Origin of the sequence: Streptomyces sp. NPDC059852 (assembly GCF_042731455.1) — a bacterium.
Classification (GTDB): domain Bacteria; phylum Actinomycetota; class Actinomycetes; order Streptomycetales; family Streptomycetaceae; genus Streptomyces.
This window is the reverse complement of the sequence record NZ_JBHWJK010000016.1, coordinates 121,370-141,208: the sequence shown is the minus strand read 5'-3', so window position 1 is coordinate 141,208 and position 19,839 is coordinate 121,370. Positions and strand designations below refer to the sequence as shown.

Sequence of the window (19,839 nt, the reverse complement as noted above, 5' to 3'; positions counted from 1 at the left end):
CCATCTGATCATGGCTCGCAACGTTGTCATCAGTGGAGGCGGTACGGGGATCGGGCTCGCGACGGCCCGGTTGTTCGCCGCGGACGGCGACCAGGTGCTGCTGCTCGGGCGGCGCGCCGAGGTCCTGGAGCAGGCCGGGGTGCCCGGCGCCCTGACCTTCGCGGCGGATCTGAGCAGACCGCGCGGGGCGCGCGCGGTGGAGCGCTTCGTCGCCTCCGAGTTCGGCACCGTGGACGTGCTGATCCACAGCGCCGGCGGCTCGGGCGGCCTGGAACCCCGGGTGGAGAGCGACGAACCGCTCGACGTCGTCCTGCACGACTGGACCCTGAACTTCGGCCTGAACACGCTGACCGCCGCCCTGCTCACCGAGGCCCTCAAGGACCGGCTCGCCGACCCCGGCGGGCGGGTGCTCTTCCTCAGCTCCATCGCCGCCCACCGCGGCTCGGGCAGCGGGGCGTACGCGGCGTCCAAGGCGGCGCTGCACCCGTACGCCCACGACCTCGCCCGGCAGTTGGGGCCGCGCGGGATCACCGTGAACGTCGTCGCCCCCGGATACGTCGAGGACACCGAGTTCTTCGGCGACGCCATGAGCGAGGAGCGGCGCGCCCGGCTCATCGCCGAGACGTCCAACGGGCGGGCCGGGACGCCCGGCGACGTGGCCGCGACACTGCACTGGCTGGCGTCGCACGGCGCCGCCCACATCACCTCACAGATCATCCAGGTCAACGGCGGCGCGGAGCGCGGGCACTGAGTCCGTCAGGCGCGCTCGGAGCGTGCCGAGGGCTGCTGGCCGCGGGGGAGGGTGCGGCGGGCCGGCGGAACCCGGCCGGGGACCGGGAAGCCGGGCGGCAGGACCGCGTCCGCCGCGTTGACGCGGGGCAGCGCGTACGGGTGCCGCTCGGTCAGCCAGCGGATCAGCTGCTCGCGCACCGTGACCCGGATCGTCCACAGGTCGTCGGCGTCCTTCGCGGTGACCAGGGCGCGGACCTCCATGGTGGAGGGCGTGGAGTCGGTGACGACCAGGCCGTAGTCGCGGCCGTCCCAGGCGGGGCACTCGCGCACGATGTCGCGGAGCTTCTCGCGCATCGCGTCCAGCGGCGCCGAGTGGTCGACGTGCAGGTAGACGGTGCCGGTCATCTGGGCGCCGCCGCGCGACCAGTTCTCGAACGCCTTCGCCGTGAAGTACGACACCGGCATGGTGATCCGGCGCTCGTCCCAGGTCCGTACGGTCAGGAAGGTCAGGGTGATCTCCTCGACCGTGCCCCACTCCTCGTCCACGACGACCGTGTCGCCGATGCGCACCATGTCGCCGAAGGCGATCTGCAGGCCCGCGAACATGTTGCTCAGCGTGGACTGGGCCGCCACACCGGCGACGATGCCGAGGATGCCGGCCGAGGCCAGCAGCGAGGCGCCGGCCGCGCGGAACGCGGGGAACGTCAGCAGCATCGCGGCCCCCGCCACCACGCCGACGACCGCGGACACCACCCGCATGATCAGCGTCACCTGGGTGCGGACCCGGCGGACCCGTGCCGGGTCGTGGTGCGCGCGGGCGTAGCGGCTGTACGAGGTCTCCACGACCGCGGCGGCTATGCGGATCGCCAGCCAGGCCGCCGCGCCGATCAGCACGAGGGTGAGGACCCGGCCCACGGCGACGTGGTGCTCCTGGAGCAGCCGGGACTCGTCGTAGGACCCTCTGAGCAGGGCCGCGCACAGCACGACCTGCCAGGGCACGCGGGCGCGGCGCAGCAGCCCCCACAGCGGGGTCTCGCCGTGTCGGTCGTCGGCCTTGCGCATCAGGCGGTCGGTGGCCCACCCGATGAGCAGGGTGAGCAGCACCGAGCCGCCGATCACGAGCAGTGGTCGGAGTATGGTCTCCATCCCTCGAACGTAACCAGCCTTCGGGGGGCCTGAACATCGCGGCCGGTGAGGCGCTGGTCACGGCGTCGCCGGACCGGCTGGCACCATGGGCTCATGAACATCATGCTGTTTCACTCGACCTATGGCCTCAGGCCCGCGGTGCGGCAGGCCGCGGACCGGCTGCGTGCCGCCGGACACGAGGTGTGGACGCCGGACCTGTTCGAAGGGCGCACCTTCGAGACGGTCGAGGACGGCATGGAGTTCAACACGTCGATCGGCAAGGACGAGCTGCTGAAGCGGGCCGTGCTGGCCGCGGCCCCCTACTCGGAGCGGGGGCTGGTCTACGCCGGGTTCTCGCTCGGCGCCTCGATCGCGCAGACGCTGGCGCTCGGCGACGACAAGGCCCGCGGACTGCTGCTCCTGCACGGCACCTCGGACATCGCGGTGAACGCCTCCGTGGACGACCTGCCGGTGCAGCTGCACGTGGCCGAGCCGGACCCGTTCGAGACGGACGACTGGCTGAGCGCCTGGTACCTCCAGATGGGCCGGGCCGGCGCCGACGTCGAGGTCTACCGGTACGCGGGCGCCGGGCACCTCTACACCGACCCCGACCTCCCGGACTACGACGAGGAGGCGGCCGAGGCCACCTGGCGGGTGGCCCTCGGCTTCCTGGAAACCCTCTAGATCCCGGTCACACCGGGTCGTACGTGCGCTCGACCTTCTGGGTGCCGTTGCGGGTGCGGTAGGAGCGGGTCCACCGGGAGGTGGCGTCCTGCTTGGCGCGGTCGGACGTGACGTAGTAGTCCATCTGCGCGCGGTCGGCCGTGATGTCCAGGACCCCGTAGCCGTGGCGGTCGGTGTCGACCCAGTGGACGTGCCGGTTGGCGGCGCGGATGACCGGGGCGGCGATCGCCGAGACGGTGCCCTCGGGGACCTTCACGATGTCGTCCAGGTTGTCCGACGTCACCGAGGTGACGACGAACTCCGTGGCGGCGGAGGCCGACAGAGGGTAGGTGCCGGCGTCCACGGGGACGTCGTTCGCCCACGCCATGTGGATGTCGCCGGTGAGGAACACCGTGTTGCGGATCGCGTTCGACCGCAGGTGGGCGAGGAGTTCACGCCGGTCGTCGGTGTAGCCGTCCCACTGGTCGGGGTTGAGGGCGAGCCCCTCCTGCGGCAGGCCCAGCAGCTTGGCGAGCGGCTTGAGCAGGTCGGCGGAGAGGGAGCCGACCGCGAACGGCGAGATCATCACCGAGTTGCCGACCAGCCGCCAGGTGGTGTCCGAGGACTTCAGGTTCGCCTTCAGCCAGTCCAGTTGGGCGCGTCCGGTGAGCGTGCGGTCGGGGTCGTCGACCTCGCCGTTGCCGACGGAGACCTGCTGGGAGCGGAACGAGCGCAGGTCGAGCAGGGACAGGTCGACGAGCTTGCCGAAGCGCAGCCGGCGGTAGGTGGTGCCGGCGATCGCCGGGCGCACCGGCATCCACTCGAAGTACGCCTGCTTGGCGGCGGCCTGCCGAGCAGCCCACGCCCCCTCGGCACCCTCGGTGTGGTTCTCGGCGCCGCCCGACCAGGTGTCGTTGGCGAACTCGTGGTCGTCCCAGATCGCGATGACCGGGGCCTTGGTGTGCAGGGCCTGGAGGTCGGGGTCGGTCTTGTACGTGGCGTGCCGGACGCGGTAGTCGGCGAGGGTGACGATCTCGTGGGTGGGGGCGTGCGGGCGCACGACCTTGCCGCGGGTGCCGTAGTCGCCGGAGCCGTACTCGTAGATGTAGTCGCCGAGGTGGAGCCATGCGTCGAGGTCGCCGCGGGCCGCGAGGTGGCGGTACGCCGAGAAGTAGCCGGCCTCCCAGTTGGCGCAGGAGACGACGCCGAAGCGCAGGTTGGCCACGGGTGCGTCCGCCGCCGGCGCGGTGCGGGTGCGCGCCGCCGGGGAGTCGGTGCCGCCGGCCGAGAAGCGGAACCAGTAGTCGGTGGCCGGTGACAGGCCGCGGATGTCGGCCTTGACGGTGTGGTCGGAGGCCGCGGTCGCGGTGGTCGAGCCCTTGGCGACGACGTTCATGAACGCCTTGTCCAGGGCGACGGTCCAGCTGACCTCGACGTCCGGGCCGATCCCGGAACCGGGGACGGCGTCGGGCGTCGGCGTCACCCGGGTCCACAGCAGGACGCCGTCGGGCAGCGGGTCGCCGGAGGCGACACCGTGCAGGAAGGCGGGGGCCGCGTCGACGGCGCGGGCGGGCAGGGCGCCGGCGAGCGGGCCGGCCAGGACAGCCGTCGCCGCCGCGGCCTTGACGACCGAACGGCGGCGTGGACTGAGCGCGTTGTACTGATCGGATGATCTGTATCGACTGGTCACAGCCGATCAGGTTACTGAGCGGTACAAGCACGGGCGGGCGAATTCCAGGAAATTCGCCCGCCCTTCACACGGAGGTCCGGCTTCCTTGCGGTCATGGGCGCCGGAAGGCGGACGTCAGCCCTTCAGCGCCGCGTCCACGGCCTTGGTGTACTCGGCCACCGTCCAGGGCTGGTTGGCGTCGGACTTCTCCAGGATCTTGCCGTTCATCACCAGGCTCGGCGTGCCCGTCACACCGTCCTTGTTGGTGTCGAAGGTCTTCGACATGGCGAGGGCCCAGGCGTCGTACGTGCCCTTCTTGACCGCGTTCTGGAACGCGGCGTTGCCCTTCAGGGCGGGGACGCTGTCCGCCACCTTGATCAGGTACGAGTCGTCCTTGAACTTGTCCTCGGACTCCAGCGGGTGGAACTTCTCCGAGTACAGGGCGCTCTTGTAGGCGAGGAACGCGTCGGGGCTCACGTTCAGCGCGGCGCCCAGGGCGCTCATCGCGTTCTTCGACCCCTCGCCGTTGGCCCCGATCTCGCTGTCCTTCATCTGGTCGCCGTCGAGGAAGGTGCCGCCGACGAACTGCAGCTTGAACTTGCCGGCCTCGATGTCCTTCTCGACGGTCGGGCCGACGGTCTGCTCGAAGGAGGCGCAGACGGGACAGCGCGGGTCCTCGTAGAGCTTGAGGGTCTTCTTGGCGCTGTCCTTGCCGATGACGACCGTCGTGCCGTCGGCGCCGGTGGTGTGGGACGGGGCCGTGACCTTGGCGTCGGTCAGCGACTCCCAGTAGCTGGGCTTGTTCGCCTGGACGACCGCGTAGCCGATGCCGCCCGCTGCCGCCAGGACGCCGACGACCGAGGCGGCCACGATGATCTGGCGCCTGACCTTGGCGCGCTTGGCCTCGCGTTCGCGTTCGGCGCGCAGGCGCTCTCGGGCCGCCGACTTCGCCGCCTGGCTGTTCCGCTTGCTCATTGGGTGATCTCCATGCATGGGGACGCGCACACGTCGTGTGCGGGATACGTACGGGTGGGCCGTATTGCTCAGAAGGCGTTCACGCGAACGCGGGCGAGCACGGCGGTCCACGCCGTCCCAGGGAGTGCACGAGGAGCAGAAGGCGCGCGGAGGCCGCCCGGTGGGCCGGGCGCGGCAGACGCCGGGCCGGTGCGGTCAGGCGGACGGTCACCGCCGCGACCGCCAGCAGCAGCGGCCGGAACGTGGTCGCGCCGACCGCACGCAGCAGCTGGGCCAGTGCCCGCTCGCCCCGGCGCAGCCAGGCCGCGGCGGCGAGGCCCACACCCACGTGGGCGGCGAGCAGGAACCAGGCGGTGGCCGGGTCCGCGTGGGCGAGGAGCCCGCCGAGCCGGTCCGGGTCGGTGCCGGTGACCTGGGCCAGCGGGGCGCCGACCCGGGTGCCGTCGCCGCACAGCACGTCCCAGCCGACGGAGGCCAGGGGGCCCGCGACCGGGCCGCCCGCCCTGCCGTAGCAGACGTGCTGCCCGGTGGTGAGGATCGTGTCGGCGGCCAGCTCCAGCGGGATCAGCAGGGCGGCGATCCGCCCGAAGCCGCGCTCCCGGCCGGCCAGGGCGTAGGCCAGGGCGAACACTGCGGCCGCCAGCAGGGCCACCGTGTTCAGCGGCAGGGGTGCCCGGGACAGCAGGACGTGCGACGCCGTGCTCAGCGTCACCACGAGTGACGTGAACAGCGCCGCGCGTACCGCTCGGAGCTGGGTCCCGGAGATGTCCATAACGAGAGAAGAGTGTGGCACGAAGGGCTGTAAGGGACCCCTAAAGGGTGCCTGTGAGGGGCCCTGAGAGGATGGTGGGTGACCCCTTCGTCACAGACCCGGGATCCGGCCGTTGCGGAACAGGTCCACGAAGATCTGGTGGTCGGTACGCGCGCGTGCGCCGTAGTCGTGCGCGAAGGAGACCAGCAGCTCGGCGAAGCTCTCCTCGTCGGCGGCGATCGCCGCGTCGATGGCGCGCTCGGTGGAGAACGGCACCAGCGACTCCCCGGACGTGTCGTCGGCCGCCGCGTGCATCGCCGCCGTGGCCCGGCCGAGGTCCGCGACGACCGCCGCGATCTCCTCGGGGTCGTCGATGTCGCTCCAGTCCAGGTCCACGGCGTACGGCGACACCTCCGCGACCAGCTGGCCCGCGCCGTCCAGCTCGGTCCAGCCGAGCCAGGGGTCGGCGTGCGCCTGGAGGGCGCGCTGGGAGATCACCGTGCGGTGGCCCTCGTGCTGGAAGTACCCGGCGATCGCCGGATCCGTGATGTGCCGGGAGACCGCCGGGGTCTGGGCCTGCTTGATGTAGATCACCACATCGTTCTCCAGGGCGTCGCTGTGGCCCTCCAGCAGGATGTTGTACGACGGCAGCCCCGCCGAGCCGATCCCGATGCCGCGCCGCCCCACGACGTCCTTCACGCGGTAGGAGTCGGGGCGGGCCAGCGAGGCGTCCGGCAGCGTCTCCAGATAGCCGTCGAAGGCCGCGAGCACCTTGTACCGCGTGGCCGCGTCCAGCTCGATGGCACCGCCGCCGGGGGCGAAGCGGCGCTCGAAGTCGCGGATCTCCGTCATCGAGTCCAGCAGCTCGAAGCGGGTCAGCGAGCGGGCGGCGCGCAGGGCGCCCAGCAGCGGGCCCTCGGCGCTGTCCAGCGTGAAGGGCGGCACCTCGTCGCTCTTGGCGCCGGTCGCGAGGGCGTGGATACGCGCGCGGTAGGCGTCCGCGTAGACCCGCACCAGCTCGCTGATCTGGTCGTCGCTGAGCGCCTTGGCGTAGCCGATGAGGGCGACGGATGCGGCGAAGCGCTTGAGGTCCCAGGTGAACGGGCCGACGTAGGCCTCGTCGAAGTCGTTGACGTTGAAGACCAGGCGGCCGTTGGAGTCCATGTAGGTGCCGAAGTTCTCCGCGTGGAGGTCGCCGTGGATCCACACGCGCGAGGTGCGCTCGTCCAGGTACGGGCCGCCCCGCTTCTCCGCGGCCAGGTCGTGGTAGAAGAGGCACGCGGTGCCCCGGTAGAACGCGAAGGCCGAGGCCGCCATCTTCCGGAACTTCACGCGGAACGCGGCCGGGTCGGCGGCCAGGAGCTCGCCGAAGGCGGTGCCGAAGACGGCGAGGATCTCGTCGCCGCGCTGCTCGTCGTTGAGCTGGGGGACCGACATCGCTGGGTGCCTCCTGGTGCATGTGTACGACAGCGCTTCTGTCGTATCGAACGGGCGGGCCCGCCGGAAAGTGCCCGCGGGCCCTCGCTGTGAAGGTACGCGGGGCAGACCCGTACGTGTCAGTCCCGAGGCATAGACTTCGACGCTGTCCCCGGAAGTGTCCGCCCGCCTGTCACCGAGTGTTTCCCATGGAGGCCACGTCGTGTCGAAGCCGCCGTTCACGCACCTGCACGTCCACACCCAGTACTCGCTGCTGGACGGTGCCGCGCGGCTGAAGGACATGTTCAACGCGTGCAACGAGATGGGCATGACCCATATCGCCATGTCCGACCACGGCAACCTCCACGGGGCGTACGACTTCTTCCACTCCGCGCAGAAGGCCGGGATCACCCCGATCATCGGGATCGAGGCGTACGTCGCCCCCGAGTCCCGGCGCAACAAGCGCAAGATCCAGTGGGGCCAGCCCCACCAGAAGCGCGACGACGTCTCCGGTTCCGGTGGCTACACCCACAAGACGATGTGGGCCGTGAACAGCAAGGGGCTGCACAACCTCTTCCGCCTCTCCTCCGACGCGTACGCCGAGGGCTGGCTCCAGAAGTGGCCGCGGATGGACAAGGAGACCATCTCCCAGTGGTCCGAGGGGATCGTCGCCTCCACCGGCTGCCCCTCCGGCGAGGTCCAGACCCGGCTGCGGCTCGGTCAGTTCGACGAGGCGCTCAAGGCCGCCGCCGACTACCAGGACATCTTCGGCAAGGACCGGTACTTCCTGGAGCTGATGGACCACGGCATCGACATCGAGCACCGGGTCCGCGACGGCCTGCTGGAGATCGGCAGGAAGCTCGGCATCCCGCCGCTGGTCACCAACGACTCGCACTACACGTACGCGCACGAGGCGACCGCCCACGACGCCCTGCTGTGCATCCAGACCGGCAAGAACCTCTCCGACCCGGACCGCTTCAAGTTCGACGGCACCGGCTACTACCTGAAGTCCACGGACGAGATGTACGCCATCGACTCCTCGGACGCCTGGCAGGAGGGCTGCGCCAACACCCTGCTGGTCGCCGAGATGGTCGACACCACGGGCATGTTCGAGAAGCGCGACCTCATGCCCAAGTTCGACATCCCCGAGGGCTACACCGAGGTCACCTGGTTCAAGGAGGAGGTCCGCCGCGGCATGGAGCGCCGCTTCCCGGGCGGCATCCCCGAGGACCGGCAGAAGCAGGCCGACTACGAGATGGACGTCATCATCTCGATGGGCTTCCCCGGCTACTTCCTCGTCGTGGCCGACTTCATCATGTGGGCGAAGAACAACGGCATCGCGGTCGGCCCCGGCCGAGGCTCCGCGGCCGGTTCGATCGTCGCGTACGCCATGGGCATCACCGACCTCGACCCCATCCCGCACGGCCTGATCTTCGAGCGGTTCCTCAACCCCGAGCGCATCTCCATGCCCGATGTCGACATCGACTTCGACGAGCGCCGGCGCGTCGAGGTGATCCGGTACGTGACGGAGAAGTACGGCGCCGACAAGGTCGCCATGATCGGCACCTACGGCACCATCAAGGCCAAGAACGCGATCAAGGACTCCGCGCGCGTGCTGGGCTACCCGTACGCGATGGGCGACCGCATCACCAAGGCGATGCCCGCCGACGTCCTCGGCAAGGGCATCCCCCTCTCCGGCATCACGGACCCGAACCACCCCCGGTACTCGGAGGCGGGCGAGGTCCGCGCGATGTACGAGAACGAACCGGACGTGAAGAAGGTCATCGACACCGCGCGCGGCGTGGAGGGCCTGGTCCGGCAGATGGGTGTGCACGCCGCCGGCGTGATCATGTCCAGCGAGACCATCACCGAGCACGTGCCCGTCTGGGTCCGGCACACCGACGGCGTGACCATCACGCAGTGGGACTACCCGAGCTGTGAGTCGCTCGGCCTGCTGAAGATGGACTTCCTCGGCCTGCGGAACCTGACGATCATGGACGACGCCGTGAAGATGGTGAAGTCCAACAAGGGGATCGACATCGATCTCCTGAGCCTCCCGCTGGACGACCCCACGACCTTCGAACTGCTCCAGCGCGGCGACACCCTCGGCGTCTTCCAGTTCGACGGCGGCCCCATGCGCTCCCTGCTGCGCCTGATGAAGCCGGACAACTTCGAAGACATCTCCGCCGTGTCGGCCCTGTACCGCCCGGGCCCCATGGGCATGAACTCCCACACGAACTACGCGCTGCGCAAGAACGGGCAGCAGGAGATCACGCCCATCCACAAGGAGCTCGAGGAGCCCCTCAAGGAGGTCCTGGACGTCACCTACGGCCTGATCGTCTACCAGGAGCAGGTGCAGAAGGCCGCCCAGATCGTCGCCGGATACTCGCTCGGCGAGGCCGACATCCTCCGCCGGGTGATGGGCAAGAAGAAGCCCGAGGAACTGGCGAAGAACTTCACGATCTTCCAGGCCGGGGCCCGCAAGAACGGCTACAGCGACGAGGCCATCCAGGCCCTGTGGGACGTGCTGGTCCCGTTCGCCGGCTACGCGTTCAACAAGGCGCACTCGGCCGCGTACGGCCTGGTGTCGTACTGGACCGCCTATCTCAAGGCGAACCACCCGGCCGAGTACATGGCCGCGCTGCTCACGTCCGTCAAGGACGACAAGGACAAGTCGGCGATCTACCTCAACGAGTGCCGCCGCATGGGCATCCGCGTGCTCCCGCCGAACGTGAACGAGTCGGTGCACAACTTCGCCGCCCAGGGCGACGACGTGATCCTCTTCGGCCTGGAGGCCGTCCGCAACGTCGGCACCAACGTCGTCGAGTCGATCATCAAGAGCCGCAAGGCGAAGGGGAAGTACTCCTCCTTCCCCGACTACCTCGACAAGATCGACGCCGCCGCCTGCAACAAGCGGACCACCGAATCGCTGATCAAGGCGGGCGCGTTCGACAGCCTCGGGCACACCCGCAAGGGCCTCACCGCCCACTTCGAGCCGATGATCGACAACGTCGTGGCGGTCAAGCGCAAGGAGGCCGAGGGCCAGTTCGACCTCTTCGGCGGGATGGGCGAGGAGCAGAGCGACGAGCCCGGCTTCGGACTCGACGTGCAGTTCACCGACGAGGAGTGGGACAAGACCTATCTGCTCGCCCAGGAGCGGGAGATGCTCGGTCTGTACGTCTCCGACCACCCGCTCTTCGGTCTGGAGCACGTGCTGTCCGACAAGGCGGACGCGGGCATCTCCCAGCTCACCGGTGGTGAGCACGCGGACGGCGCGGTCGTCACCATCGGCGGCATCATCTCGGGCCTGCAGCGCAAGATGACCAAGCAGGGCAACGCCTGGGCGATCGCCACGGTCGAGGACCTCGCGGGGTCCATCGAGTGCATGTTCTTCCCGGCGACCTACCAGCTCGTCTCGACCCAACTCGTCGAGGACGCGGTCGTGTTCGTCAAGGGCCGGCTCGACAAGCGCGAGGACGTACCGCGGCTCGTCGCGATGGAGCTCCAGGTCCCCGACCTGTCCAACGCGGGCGCCAACGCGCCGGTGATCCTCACCATCCCGGCCACCCGGGTCACCCCGCCGATGGTCAGCCGGCTCGGCGAGATCCTCAGCCACCACAAGGGCGAGAGCGAGGTCCGCATCAAGCTCCAGGGCCCGACGAAGACGACCGTGCTGCGGCTCGACCGGCACCGGGTGAAGCCCGATCCGGCGCTGTTCGGCGATCTCAAGGTGCTGCTCGGCCCGTCCTGCCTGGCCGGCTGAGCGGTCACCCGCGGCCGTACGAAAGGGGCGCCTCCCGCACGGGACGCGCCCCTTCGTCGTATCCGGGTCTCAACAACCCTTACGCAGATCTCAGTTGTGACCGAAGCGCTTCTGCCGGCCCTTGCGGGCGATGTCGCCGGGGCCGGCCTGCGCGAGAGCGGGCTCGGCCGGGGGCTCCATCACCGTGGTGGTCTCGTTCTGCCGGGCACCACGCGCGGACTGGGGCTGCTTACGGTCCTGCTTCTTGTTCTTGGCCATGGTGATCTGCCTCCTGTGGGGGATCTAGGGGCCAGGGCCGGGACCAGATTCACATAGGCTGACAAAGAGTGCATGTCGGATAATTACCCTGTGTAGTGGCGGTTGTCGGGGCGCCCGCCCCGCCAAGGCGCCGACCCGATACGCCGAAACGCCACGCCGAAGATCGAGTTCGGCCCGTTAACCCCCGCACGGTCGGGCAGACTCGAAGGAAGCCTGAAGCAAACCTCCCGGGAAGAGGGTGAGTCGTGTGGACCGCTGCATCGTCCTGGTGGACGCCGGGTATCTGCTGGGGGCCGCCGCCAGCCTGCTCGCCGGGGAACCCTCCCGGTCGCGGATCAGCGTCGACCACGCCGCCCTCATCCAGGCGTTGCGCACCTGCGCCGAGTCGGACACCCAGCAGCCCCTGCTGCGCATCTACTGGTTCGACGGGGCCCCCGACCGCGTGCCCCAGCCCGAACACCGCCGGCTGCGCGTGATGCCGCGGGTCACCGTCCGGCTGGGCGCCCTGACCCGCAGCGACGGCCGCTGGGCGCAGAAGGGCGTGGACGCCGCGATGCACGCCGAACTCACCGAGCTCGCCCGCAACCGCGCCTGCTCCGACGTCGTGCTGGTCACCGGCGACGGCGACCTGCTCCCCGGCATGATGGCCGCCAAGGAGCACGGGGTCGCCGTCCACCTGTGGGCCGTGCAGGCCGCCGACGGCGACTACAACCAGTCCGAGGACCTGGTCGCCGAGGCGGACGAACGCCGCGTCCTCGACCGCGCCTGGATCACCCAGGCCGTCCGCGCCAAGGAACTGACCGGCGTCTGCGCGCCGCCGCCGGTGCCCCGCCCGGAGATCGCCGCCATCCTGTCCGCGCCGCTGCCGGACTCCGCGCTCGGCGCGCGGACGGAGCGCCCCTCCGAGGAGCCCGAGCACGCCCCGGCCGCCGGCGCGGACACCGGCGCCCCCGAGCGGGTCCCGGCGCCCAAGGGCGTCCCCACGCCGAAGGACCTCGCCGCCCTGCGCGCGCCCGGTGTCCAGCACCCCCAGCCCCCGGCGAACGCGACCCTTCGCTGGTCCTCGGACAAGGGGTGGGTCGACCGTCCCGGCACCGCGTCCGAGCCGCCGGAGATCGCCTCCATGCCGACCCTCGCGCAGCTCACCACCGCAGAGCAGCGCTGGGCCGACCGCGAGGAGGACATCACGACGGTCGGCGGCGACCCGTACGAGGTCGGACAGGTCTTCGCGCGCCGCTGGATGGGACGGCTGGGGGAGCAGGGGCACCTGCAGAAGCTCTCGTCGATGTACCCGCGCATCCCGCACCGCATCGACGGCGAGCTGCTGCGGTACGCGGCCCGCTTCGGGCTGCTCGCCCACAAGGACGACCAGATCGACGAGCACGACCGGTATGCGATCCGGGCCGGTTTCTGGCGCGAGATCGACGTCCGCACGGCGGAGCACGCGTCCGCGGCGGACTGACCCCCGCCCCGCCGTGCCGCGCGCCCGGCGTGCCGACGCGGGCGGCGAGCAGGCGATTCGCCGTGACCGGCCGCCCCGGGGACGGATCGGGCATCCGGACCCCGTACCCTCGTGCCTTGTGAGTACGCGCGCGGGACAGGCACTTCGGCACGGTGGTGACGTCGTGTGTGCCGTGCGCGGGCTGACCAAGACCTACCCGGAGGTCCGGGGGCGCCGCGGAGCGCCCGGCACGCCCGCGGTGCGGGCCACCGACGACGTCCGGCTCGACATCGCCCAGGGCGAGATCTTCGGGCTGCTCGGGCCCAACGGCGCCGGCAAGACCACCCTGGTACGGCAGCTGACCGGGCTGATGCGGCCCGACTCCGGCAGCGTCGAGATCCTCGGGCACGACATCGTGCGCCACCCCGAGCGGGCCGCGCGCATCCTCGCCTACCTCGGCCAGGAGTCGTCGGCCCTGGACGAGCTGACCGTGTCCCTCGCCGCCGAGACCACCGGACGGCTGCGCGGCCTGGACGTGCGGCGGGCCCGGGCCGAGCGGGACGCCGTCCTCGACGAACTGGGGCTCGCCCCGATCGCCGGACGCCCCCTGAAGAAGCTCTCCGGGGGACAGCGGCGGCTGGCCTGCTTCGCCGCCGCGCTGGTGGGGGAGCGGCCGCTGCTCGTCCTGGACGAGCCGACCACCGGCATGGACCCGGTCGCCCGGCGGGCCGTGTGGTCCGCCGTGGACCGCCGGCGGGCCGAGCGGGGCACCACCGTGCTCCTCGTCACCCACAACGTCATCGAGGCCGAGACCGTCCTCGACCGGGTCGCCGTCCTCGACCGGGGCCGGGTCATCGCCTGCGACTCGCCGTCCGGCCTCAAGGAACACGTCGCCGGTGAGGTCCGTGTCGAGCTGCTGTGGCGGGAGCGGGCGCCCCTGGAGGTGCCCGAGGTCGCCGCGCTGCGGGACCGCGCCCTCGAGTCCGGGCGCCGCTGGACCCTGCGGCTCGCCCCCGAGGAGGCCCGCACGGTCGTCGCCACCGTCACCGGCGGAGCGGCCTTCGCCGCGCTGGACGACTTCACGCTCGCCACGCCCAGCCTGGAGGACGTCTACCTGGCGCTGGGCGGTGCCGCGCAGAAGGGGCTGGTGAAGGCGTGAGCACGCGGACCGCCGGATCCGTACTGGACGCCGTACGGAGCAGGGCCACCGTTGTCTCGATCCCCCGTGCGAAAGGGAGCAGCGCCACGTGAGTGTCGTACCCGCCGAGGTTCTGCCGGGCGGCGCCCTGGCCGCGGACGAGACGTCCGGCCGGGCCCCGGCCGAGCTCGGGCCGCGCGCACGCCTGTGGCCGTCGCTGTGCGCCGTGTACCGGGCCCAGCTGTCCCGGGCGCGGGTCGCGCGCATCCCGCTGCTGTTCGTGGCGACCTTCCAGTCGGTCGGCATCATGATCCTGATGCGCGGCGTCGTCGACGGCGGGGCCGAGGCGCAGGCCGTGGTGGCCGGCTCGTCGGTGCTGGTCGTCGCCTTCGTCGCGCTGAACCTCCTCGCCCAGTACTTCGGGCAGCTGCGCGCCAGCGGCGGGCTCGACCACTACGCGACGCTCCCGGTGCCGCCCGCGGCCGTGGTGCTCGGCGCGGCCGGGGCGTACGCCTCCTTCACGGTGCCCGGGACCGTGGTGACCGCCGTGTCCGGCTGCCTGCTGTTCGGCCTGCCGATGACCCACCTGTGGATCCTTCTCGCGGTGATCCCGCTCGCCGGAGCCGCGCTCGCCGGGCTCGGCGCCGCCCTCGGCCTGCTCGCGCCGCGCCCCGAGCTCGCCACGCTGCTCGGGCAGCTCGGGATGTCGGCGGCGCTGCTGCTGGGCGTCCTGCCCGCCGCCCGGATGCCCGAGGTGGTCCGGTTCGCCCGCGACCTGCTGCCCTCGACCTACGGCGTGGAGGCGTTCGCGCGGACCTTCGGGGAGCGGCCCGCCTGGGGGTTCGTCCTCGGTGACCTGGCCGTGTGCGCGGTGGTCGGCGTCGTCTCGCTGGCCGTCGCCACCTGGGCCTACCGCCGGGCGGCCGTCCGGTGACGCGCCGCACGGGGCGGCCTGGCACGATGGCAGGGTGACCGCTCCGCTGACTCCTCCTCCGCCGCCGCGTGACCCGTCCTCCCCCGGGGGGTGGCAGCCGCCCGCTGCCGGGTACACGGCCGCCGTGCCGCACGACGCCATATCCGACGCCGCCGGGAGTCCGCAGGGCTCGCCCGGCCCGTACGGTGCGCCGGGCTCGTACGGACAGGACGGTCCCGGTATGAAGACCGAACTGCGCGAGGGCGCGGTGATCACCGTGGTGGTCGCGCTCCTCGGCGCGCTGCTCGGGGTGCTGTGGTGGCGGCTGGCGCCCAGCGTGCCGCTCGTGGGGGACGTCGTCGACGACGGCTGGGTCGTCTACTTCAAGGACTCCGAGGGCGAGCAGGCCATCGGGGTGGACGGAACGTTCACGCTGCTCGCGCTCGCGTTCGGCCTGGTCAGCGCCGTGGCCGTGTTCCTGTGGCGGCGGCGCGGCGGTGTGCCGCTGGTGGTGGGGCTGGCCCTGGGCGGCTTCCTCGGGTCGCTGCTGGCCTGGCGGATCGGGGTCTGGCTCGGCCCCACGGAGAACGTCATCGCCCACGCCAAGGCGGTGGGCAAGGGCGTCACCTTCCCGGCGCCGCTGAAGCTCGGCGCGAAGGGCGCCTGGCTGGCCTGGCCGCTCGCGGCCCTGGTGGTGCACCTCGGGCTGACGGCGCTGTTCGGCCCGCGGGAGCCGGACACGTACCAGCAGCAGCCGCCGCAGGACCGGGCGAAGGACACGTACGGCCCCCCGAAGGGCTGAGCCCGGGGAACACGCCGGGCCGAGGGTTCACACACGCAGGGCCGAGGGTTCACACCCGCCCGACGGGAGCGAGGACCGCGCCCGTGAGCGTCGCCAGATCGCCGGGGGAGAGCTCGACCTCCAGGCCCCGGCGGCCCGCCGAGACACAGATCGTGTCGTGGTCCGAGGCGGAGGCGTCCAGGACCGTGGGCAGCTTCTTGCGCTGGCCCAGCGGGGAGATGCCGCCCCGCACATAGCCGGTCGTGCGCTCGGCGAGCGCCGGGTCCGCCATGGCGGCGCGCTTGCCGCCGACCGCCGCAGCGAGCGCCTTGAGGTCCAGCTGGCCCGCCACCGGGACGACCGCGACGGTCAGGGCGCCGTCCACGTCCGCGACCAGTGTCTTGAAGACGCGGTCCGGTGAGACACCCATCGCCTGCGCGGCCTCCTCGCCGTACGAGGGGTGCGCGGGGTCGTGCTCGTAGGAGTGGACGGTGTACGCGACACCGGCCGCGGTCAGCGCGACGGTGGCCGGCGTGCCGCCCGGCTGCTGCTTCTTCGACTTCTTCGCCATTGGTGGCCGTTCCCCAGGGTGGTGCGTCAGTTGAGGCTGGTCGGTCCGCGGGTCAGGTCCGACGCCGGGAGCGAGGGCAGGGTACGGATGATCGAGGTCTCGGCGCGAAGGAGTTTCAGCTCGTCGCGCAGCCGTGACGCGGTGTCCGGGGCCTGGAGCAGCCGTTGCTTCGTCGGCGTGTCCAGCATCATCGCGGCGGCCACCAGGTAGGACACGACGGACGGCTGGTCCGGCAGGTCGGCGGTGGTGGACACGGACCGCTCGCGGGCGCCGGCGAGACGCTTCTGGTACTGCCGGAAGGCCCGCAGCACCCCTTCGGCGAGCGCTCCCGCCTCGTCGCCCGGCTCCTCGGTCAGCTCCTCCAGTTCGGCCGTCAGGAACGGGCCCGAGGCGTCCACGGAGACCAGCCGCACCCGGGTCGTGCCCGTCGCCAGCACCTCGAAGGTGCCGTCGGCCCGCTCCCGGATCGTCGCCGCGTCCGCGACGCACCCCACGGAATGGAAGGCGTTGAGCGGGTCGGGGCCGAATCCGGCGGCCGGACCGCGCTCGGGCACGGCGGTGGGATCGGGCATCCCGGGGGCGCTCGCGGCCACCTCGTGGCCGTCGCGGATGGCGACCACGGCGAAACGGCGCGGATCCTCCTCGGGGGTCTTGAGGAGGTCGCGCATCATGGCGCGGTACCGCTCCTCGAAGACGTTCAGCGGCAGGACGAGCCCGGGGAAGAGCACCGAGTTCAGGGGGAAGAGCGGAAGGCGGACGGTCACGGCGCCACAGCCTAGTGGTCGTGCCGTCCGGCGCGTCCGGCGCGCCCACCTGGTGGATGTCCGGAGCGCCCCCGGGCCGGGGCGGAGCCCACGTGCCGCCGGACCTGGTGCCGCACCTCCAGGAACCGGCTCAGCGGATCCTCCGCGAACCGGCTCCACGGGTAGGACGTGGCGTACGGCCCGATCAGCCGCAGCTGCTCCAGGGCGTCCTCCCAGCGGCCGAGCTCGACCAGGACGTACGTCAGCTTGTTGCGCACCGCGGCGGGCCACGGGTCGGCCGCGGGGAAGCGGGCCGACAGCGCGACCGCCCGGTCGGCCGCCGCGTGCAGCCGCTCCGGGGGCACGCCGGGGCCGCATCCGTCGTCGAGGTAGGCCAGCGCCGCCCGGGCCGGCAGCGCCTGGACGAGGGAGTCGGCGGGGGAGTCCTGGGCGGCCCGGTCGGCGAAGTCCAGGCACTCCCGGTGGGAGCCGTGCCAGGAGGAGGCCAGGTAGCGCAGGGCGGCGACATGGCAGCCGTAGTGCAGCGGGGCGCGGCGCAGGGCCGCCTCCCACAGCTCGCCGAAGTACGTGTGGCCGGCGCGGGAGCCGCGCGCGTGGTCCAGGGCGAGGCGCCAGGGCACCGGGTCGCGGTCGTCGGCCCGGGCGGCGGCGGTGATCAGCGGGCTCACACCGCGCAGCAGCTCGGCCCGGGCCGGGGAGCGCCAGGCGTGGTCCACGGCGAGCTGGGCGCGCAGCAGCAGGACGTCCGGGTCGTCGGGCGCGGCCGCGTACCACGCCTGCACCCACTCCGGCCGGGAGCGGGCGAAGGCGGCCAGCCGCAGGACGTACCGGTCGCGGTCCTCCCACCGCCCGTGCGCGCGGGTGGCGGCGAGCAGGTCCGCCGCGGCGCGGTGGGATCCCTGCCCGGCCGCGACCAGAGCGGGGCCCAGGCGGTCGTCGGGCGCGTCGAGGAGCACCTCGTCGTCGGCGGGGAGCCCGGCGGCGGGGTGCTGCGCTGGGGGCCGGGGCGTCCGGGACGCCCGGCCGAACGGGAGCAGCAGAGCCATGGTGTCGACCATTGAAGGTCCGCAGGTCACGCCCGCGCCAGAGGGAACGGCGAAGACGGCGAAAGTTGTATCCCCGTCGGTCAAGAACCGGTAAAGGTCAACTGTTCAACAACAGTCGGACATCCATGAAATCAGCTCATGGGTCACACAGATCCCCACATCATCAAAAGCCCCACGAGCCTCAGTTCCGCCGCAGCGTCCGGGTCGCCCCCGCCGCCACCGTCGTCGCGAGGATCCAGCCCAGCAGGATCATCGCCGCCGCCAGCCACTGCCAGACCCCGCTGAACTGCCAGAACCCCACCTGTCCCAGATCGATCACCGGCAGGAGCAGGTCCAGTGCGAACAGCGTCGGATTCCACGTCGGATGCTCACTGCCCTTGATCGGCGGATGGTCGGCGTACCCGAAGGCCACCGAGCCCGCCGCCCAAAGGATCGCCATCCACACCGCGGCCCGCCCGGGCCGATAGCCGTAGGCGACCATCCAGTCCTGGACGTACCCCCACAGCTTCCCGGCCGGGGGCAGCGTCTCGCGCCGCCGGCGCTGCTTGGCGAGCAGCACCTCGCGCGCGTCCTCGTCCTCCCCGCCCGCCCGCAGCACGGAGGCCAGCAGCTCGTACGGCTCCGGGTTGTACTCGGCGGTCGCGGCGGCCACCCACTCCAGCCGCCGCTCCAGCGGAAACGGGCCGCGCGGCACCAGGTTCTCGTAGCCGAAGCCGCCCATGTGCAGCAGCCCCGGCCCCGGCCAGGCGTCCGCCCGGTCCATCAGGTTGACCACCCGCGCCCCCGACAGCACCACCCGGCCGCGCTCCATCCGCTCCCCGAGGAAGCGCAGCTCCGGCGTCTGGACGCGGCGCATCGACAGCTCCTGCTCGTCAGTGAAGACGAACCGGGCCCGCTCCAGGTCGACCGCGTCCCCGAACCGCCCGTCGTCCAGCCGCACCCCGCCCCGGCACTCGAACCGCTGGACCCGCGTCCCGCGCGCGGGGGTGCGCCCGCTCAGCAGCGGACTGCCGACCCCCGCCGGGGTCAGATACAGGGTCCGCCCGACGGTCAGCTGCGGTGCGTTCAAAGCGAGCCGGGTGTACGGGTTGACCAGCCGGGCCCCGCGCAGGCTCAGTGACACGCCGATGCTCGCGCCGCGCAGACTCAGTTCGCCGTGCGACTCCAGCATCTCGGCCTGGAGGTCCTGGCCGACGCTCATGCCGTCCCCGGCGATCGAACGGCCGCTGCGGTCCCGGTACACCACCGCCTGGCTGAGCAGCAGATCCGTGCCGATGTGGGCGTCCGTGATCCGCACCCCGTTGTGGAAGCGGCAGCGCGGCAGATGCAGATCGCCCTCGGTGTGCACCCGCGCCGCCTCCAGGCGCGGCACCGAGCAGTCCACCAGCCGCAGCGTCGTGAACCGGGCCTCCGGCAGCAGGACCTCCCGCTCGAAGCGGCAGCCCCGCATCTCGACGTACGGCTCCACGGTGCCGCCCGCCAGATCCAGCGCGCCGCTGACCTGCACGCCCACCAGCTTCAGCGAGGAGACCCGGCCCGCGAGCGGTGGCGGCCCGTCCAGCAGCAGCCAGCACACGATGCGGGCCCGCACGGTCCGCTCGTCGCCCCAGGGATGCCCGCCGTGCGGATCGTCGACGACCGTGTCGCCGCTGCTCAGGTCGTACACGCTGCCGTTGCGGAACGCCTGCCACATCCCGGCCTCGGCGGCGGTCAGATCGTCCGGCAGGTCCCCGTCCCGGATGCCGGCCCCCTCGGTCACGTCCTTCTCATCCTCCTCGGCTACTCGCGAGTCGGTGGCCCCGTACCACCGTCATGCCCGCTGAGTGACGCCCC

The 19,839-nt window shown here is 71.8% G+C and carries 17 protein-coding genes; 7 read left to right on the top strand and 10 right to left on the bottom strand.

What is annotated here, in order from left to right; genetic code table 11:
• Positions 1–10 precede the first annotated feature (10 nt).
• Complete coding sequence (locus ACFV46_RS21480) at positions 11–751, top strand: SDR family oxidoreductase (protein WP_361930210.1); 741 nt, start codon at positions 11–13, stop codon at positions 749–751.
• 5 nt (positions 752–756) lie between these two features.
• Here ACFV46_RS21480 and ACFV46_RS21475 read toward each other — a convergent pair whose 3' ends face one another.
• Complete coding sequence (locus tag ACFV46_RS21475) at positions 757–1,878, bottom strand: mechanosensitive ion channel family protein (protein WP_376729551.1); 1,122 nt, start codon at positions 1,876–1,878, stop codon at positions 757–759.
• A 93-nt stretch (positions 1,879–1,971) separates the two neighbouring features.
• Here ACFV46_RS21475 and ACFV46_RS21470 point away from each other — a divergent pair, with 93 nt between their 5' ends.
• A complete protein-coding gene (locus ACFV46_RS21470) occupies positions 1,972–2,541 on the top strand; it encodes a dienelactone hydrolase family protein (protein WP_361930205.1) in 570 nt (189 codons plus the stop codon).
• A gap of 7 nt (positions 2,542–2,548) precedes the next feature.
• Here the strand turns inward: ACFV46_RS21470 and ACFV46_RS21465 are convergent, their stop codons facing one another.
• The 4 genes from ACFV46_RS21465 to ACFV46_RS21450 form a co-directional block, all read right to left on the bottom strand.
• Positions 2,549–4,210 carry an alkaline phosphatase D family protein gene (locus tag ACFV46_RS21465; RefSeq protein WP_361930203.1) on the bottom strand — a complete coding sequence of 554 codons (1,662 nt, stop codon included), beginning with the start codon at positions 4,208–4,210 and terminating at the stop codon, positions 2,549–2,551.
• Between the two features lie 114 nt (positions 4,211–4,324).
• Complete coding sequence (locus tag ACFV46_RS21460) at positions 4,325–5,164, bottom strand: thioredoxin domain-containing protein (protein WP_361930201.1); 840 nt, start codon at positions 5,162–5,164, stop codon at positions 4,325–4,327.
• A gap of 79 nt (positions 5,165–5,243) precedes the next feature.
• A complete protein-coding gene (locus ACFV46_RS21455) occupies positions 5,244–5,936 on the bottom strand; it encodes a hypothetical protein (RefSeq protein ID WP_376729553.1) in 693 nt (230 codons plus the stop codon).
• Positions 5,937–6,026: 90 nt separating this feature from the next.
• Positions 6,027–7,352, bottom strand: coding sequence for a DUF2252 domain-containing protein (locus tag ACFV46_RS21450; RefSeq protein ID WP_361930195.1), 1,326 nt, complete (start codon positions 7,350–7,352; stop codon positions 6,027–6,029).
• A gap of 202 nt (positions 7,353–7,554) precedes the next feature.
• On the opposite strand from ACFV46_RS21450, the gene dnaE reads away from it, so the two are divergent.
• Complete coding sequence (dnaE, locus tag ACFV46_RS21445; protein ID WP_361930193.1) at positions 7,555–11,094, top strand: DNA polymerase III subunit alpha; 3,540 nt, start codon at positions 7,555–7,557, stop codon at positions 11,092–11,094.
• 90 nt (positions 11,095–11,184) lie between these two features.
• Here the strand turns inward: dnaE and ACFV46_RS21440 are convergent, their stop codons facing one another.
• Complete coding sequence (locus tag ACFV46_RS21440; protein ID WP_192806081.1) at positions 11,185–11,352, bottom strand: hypothetical protein; 168 nt, start codon at positions 11,350–11,352, stop codon at positions 11,185–11,187.
• Positions 11,353–11,599: 247 nt separating this feature from the next.
• On the opposite strand from ACFV46_RS21440, the gene ACFV46_RS21435 reads away from it, so the two are divergent.
• The 4 genes from ACFV46_RS21435 (at position 11,600) to ACFV46_RS21420 (ending at position 15,646) form a co-directional block, all read left to right on the top strand.
• Complete coding sequence (locus ACFV46_RS21435; protein ID WP_376729555.1) at positions 11,600–12,814, top strand: NYN domain-containing protein; 1,215 nt, start codon at positions 11,600–11,602, stop codon at positions 12,812–12,814.
• Positions 12,815–12,977: 163 nt separating this feature from the next.
• A complete protein-coding gene (locus tag ACFV46_RS21430) occupies positions 12,978–13,952 on the top strand; it encodes an ABC transporter ATP-binding protein (protein WP_361930188.1) in 975 nt (324 codons plus the stop codon).
• 88 nt (positions 13,953–14,040) lie between these two features.
• The gene (locus ACFV46_RS21425; RefSeq protein ID WP_385499251.1) at positions 14,041–14,865 is read left to right on the top strand and encodes an ABC transporter permease; all 825 of its coding nucleotides are present in this window, start codon (positions 14,041–14,043) and stop codon (positions 14,863–14,865) included.
• Positions 14,866–14,899: 34 nt separating this feature from the next.
• On the top strand, positions 14,900–15,646 hold the full coding sequence (locus ACFV46_RS21420) for an AAA family ATPase (RefSeq protein WP_361930182.1): 747 nt from the start codon (positions 14,900–14,902) through the stop codon (positions 15,644–15,646).
• 49 nt (positions 15,647–15,695) lie between these two features.
• On the opposite strand, the gene ybaK is transcribed toward ACFV46_RS21420, so the two are convergent.
• From ybaK to ACFV46_RS21400, 4 genes are all read right to left on the bottom strand, one after another.
• Positions 15,696–16,196 carry a Cys-tRNA(Pro) deacylase gene (ybaK, locus tag ACFV46_RS21415; RefSeq protein WP_361930180.1) on the bottom strand — a complete coding sequence of 167 codons (501 nt, stop codon included), beginning with the start codon at positions 16,194–16,196 and terminating at the stop codon, positions 15,696–15,698.
• A 26-nt stretch (positions 16,197–16,222) separates the two neighbouring features.
• A complete protein-coding gene (locus ACFV46_RS21410; RefSeq protein WP_385499250.1) occupies positions 16,223–16,960 on the bottom strand; it encodes an LON peptidase substrate-binding domain-containing protein in 738 nt (245 codons plus the stop codon).
• A gap of 11 nt (positions 16,961–16,971) precedes the next feature.
• Positions 16,972–18,018 (bottom strand): hypothetical protein, encoded by a 1,047-nt coding sequence (locus ACFV46_RS21405; RefSeq protein WP_361930176.1) that lies wholly within the window; start codon positions 18,016–18,018, stop codon positions 16,972–16,974.
• Between the two features lie 169 nt (positions 18,019–18,187).
• Entirely contained in the window at positions 18,188–19,765 is a 1,578-nt protein-coding gene (locus tag ACFV46_RS21400; RefSeq protein ID WP_361930174.1) for an oxidoreductase, read from the bottom strand.
• Positions 19,766–19,839: the final 74 nt, after the last annotated feature.

Bases quoted from the DNA above. Each gene is read 5' to 3' on its own strand.
- ACFV46_RS21480 (WP_361930210.1), top strand. From the start codon at position 11: ATGGCTCGCAACGTTGTCATCAGTGGAGGCGGTACGGGGATCGGGCTC.
- ACFV46_RS21475 (WP_376729551.1), bottom strand. From the start codon at position 1,878: ATGGAGACCATACTCCGACCACTGCTCGTGATCGGCGGCTCGGTGCTG.
- ACFV46_RS21470 (WP_361930205.1), top strand. From the start codon at position 1,972: ATGAACATCATGCTGTTTCACTCGACCTATGGCCTCAGGCCCGCGGTG.
- ACFV46_RS21460 (WP_361930201.1), bottom strand. From the start codon at position 5,164: ATGAGCAAGCGGAACAGCCAGGCGGCGAAGTCGGCGGCCCGAGAGCGC.
- ACFV46_RS21455 (WP_376729553.1), bottom strand. From the start codon at position 5,936: ATGGACATCTCCGGGACCCAGCTCCGAGCGGTACGCGCGGCGCTGTTC.
- ACFV46_RS21450 (WP_361930195.1), bottom strand. From the start codon at position 7,352: ATGTCGGTCCCCCAGCTCAACGACGAGCAGCGCGGCGACGAGATCCTC.
- ACFV46_RS21440 (WP_192806081.1), bottom strand. From the start codon at position 11,352: ATGGCCAAGAACAAGAAGCAGGACCGTAAGCAGCCCCAGTCCGCGCGT.
- ybaK (WP_361930180.1), bottom strand. From the start codon at position 16,196: ATGGCGAAGAAGTCGAAGAAGCAGCAGCCGGGCGGCACGCCGGCCACC.
- ACFV46_RS21405 (WP_361930176.1), bottom strand. From the start codon at position 18,018: ATGGTCGACACCATGGCTCTGCTGCTCCCGTTCGGCCGGGCGTCCCGG.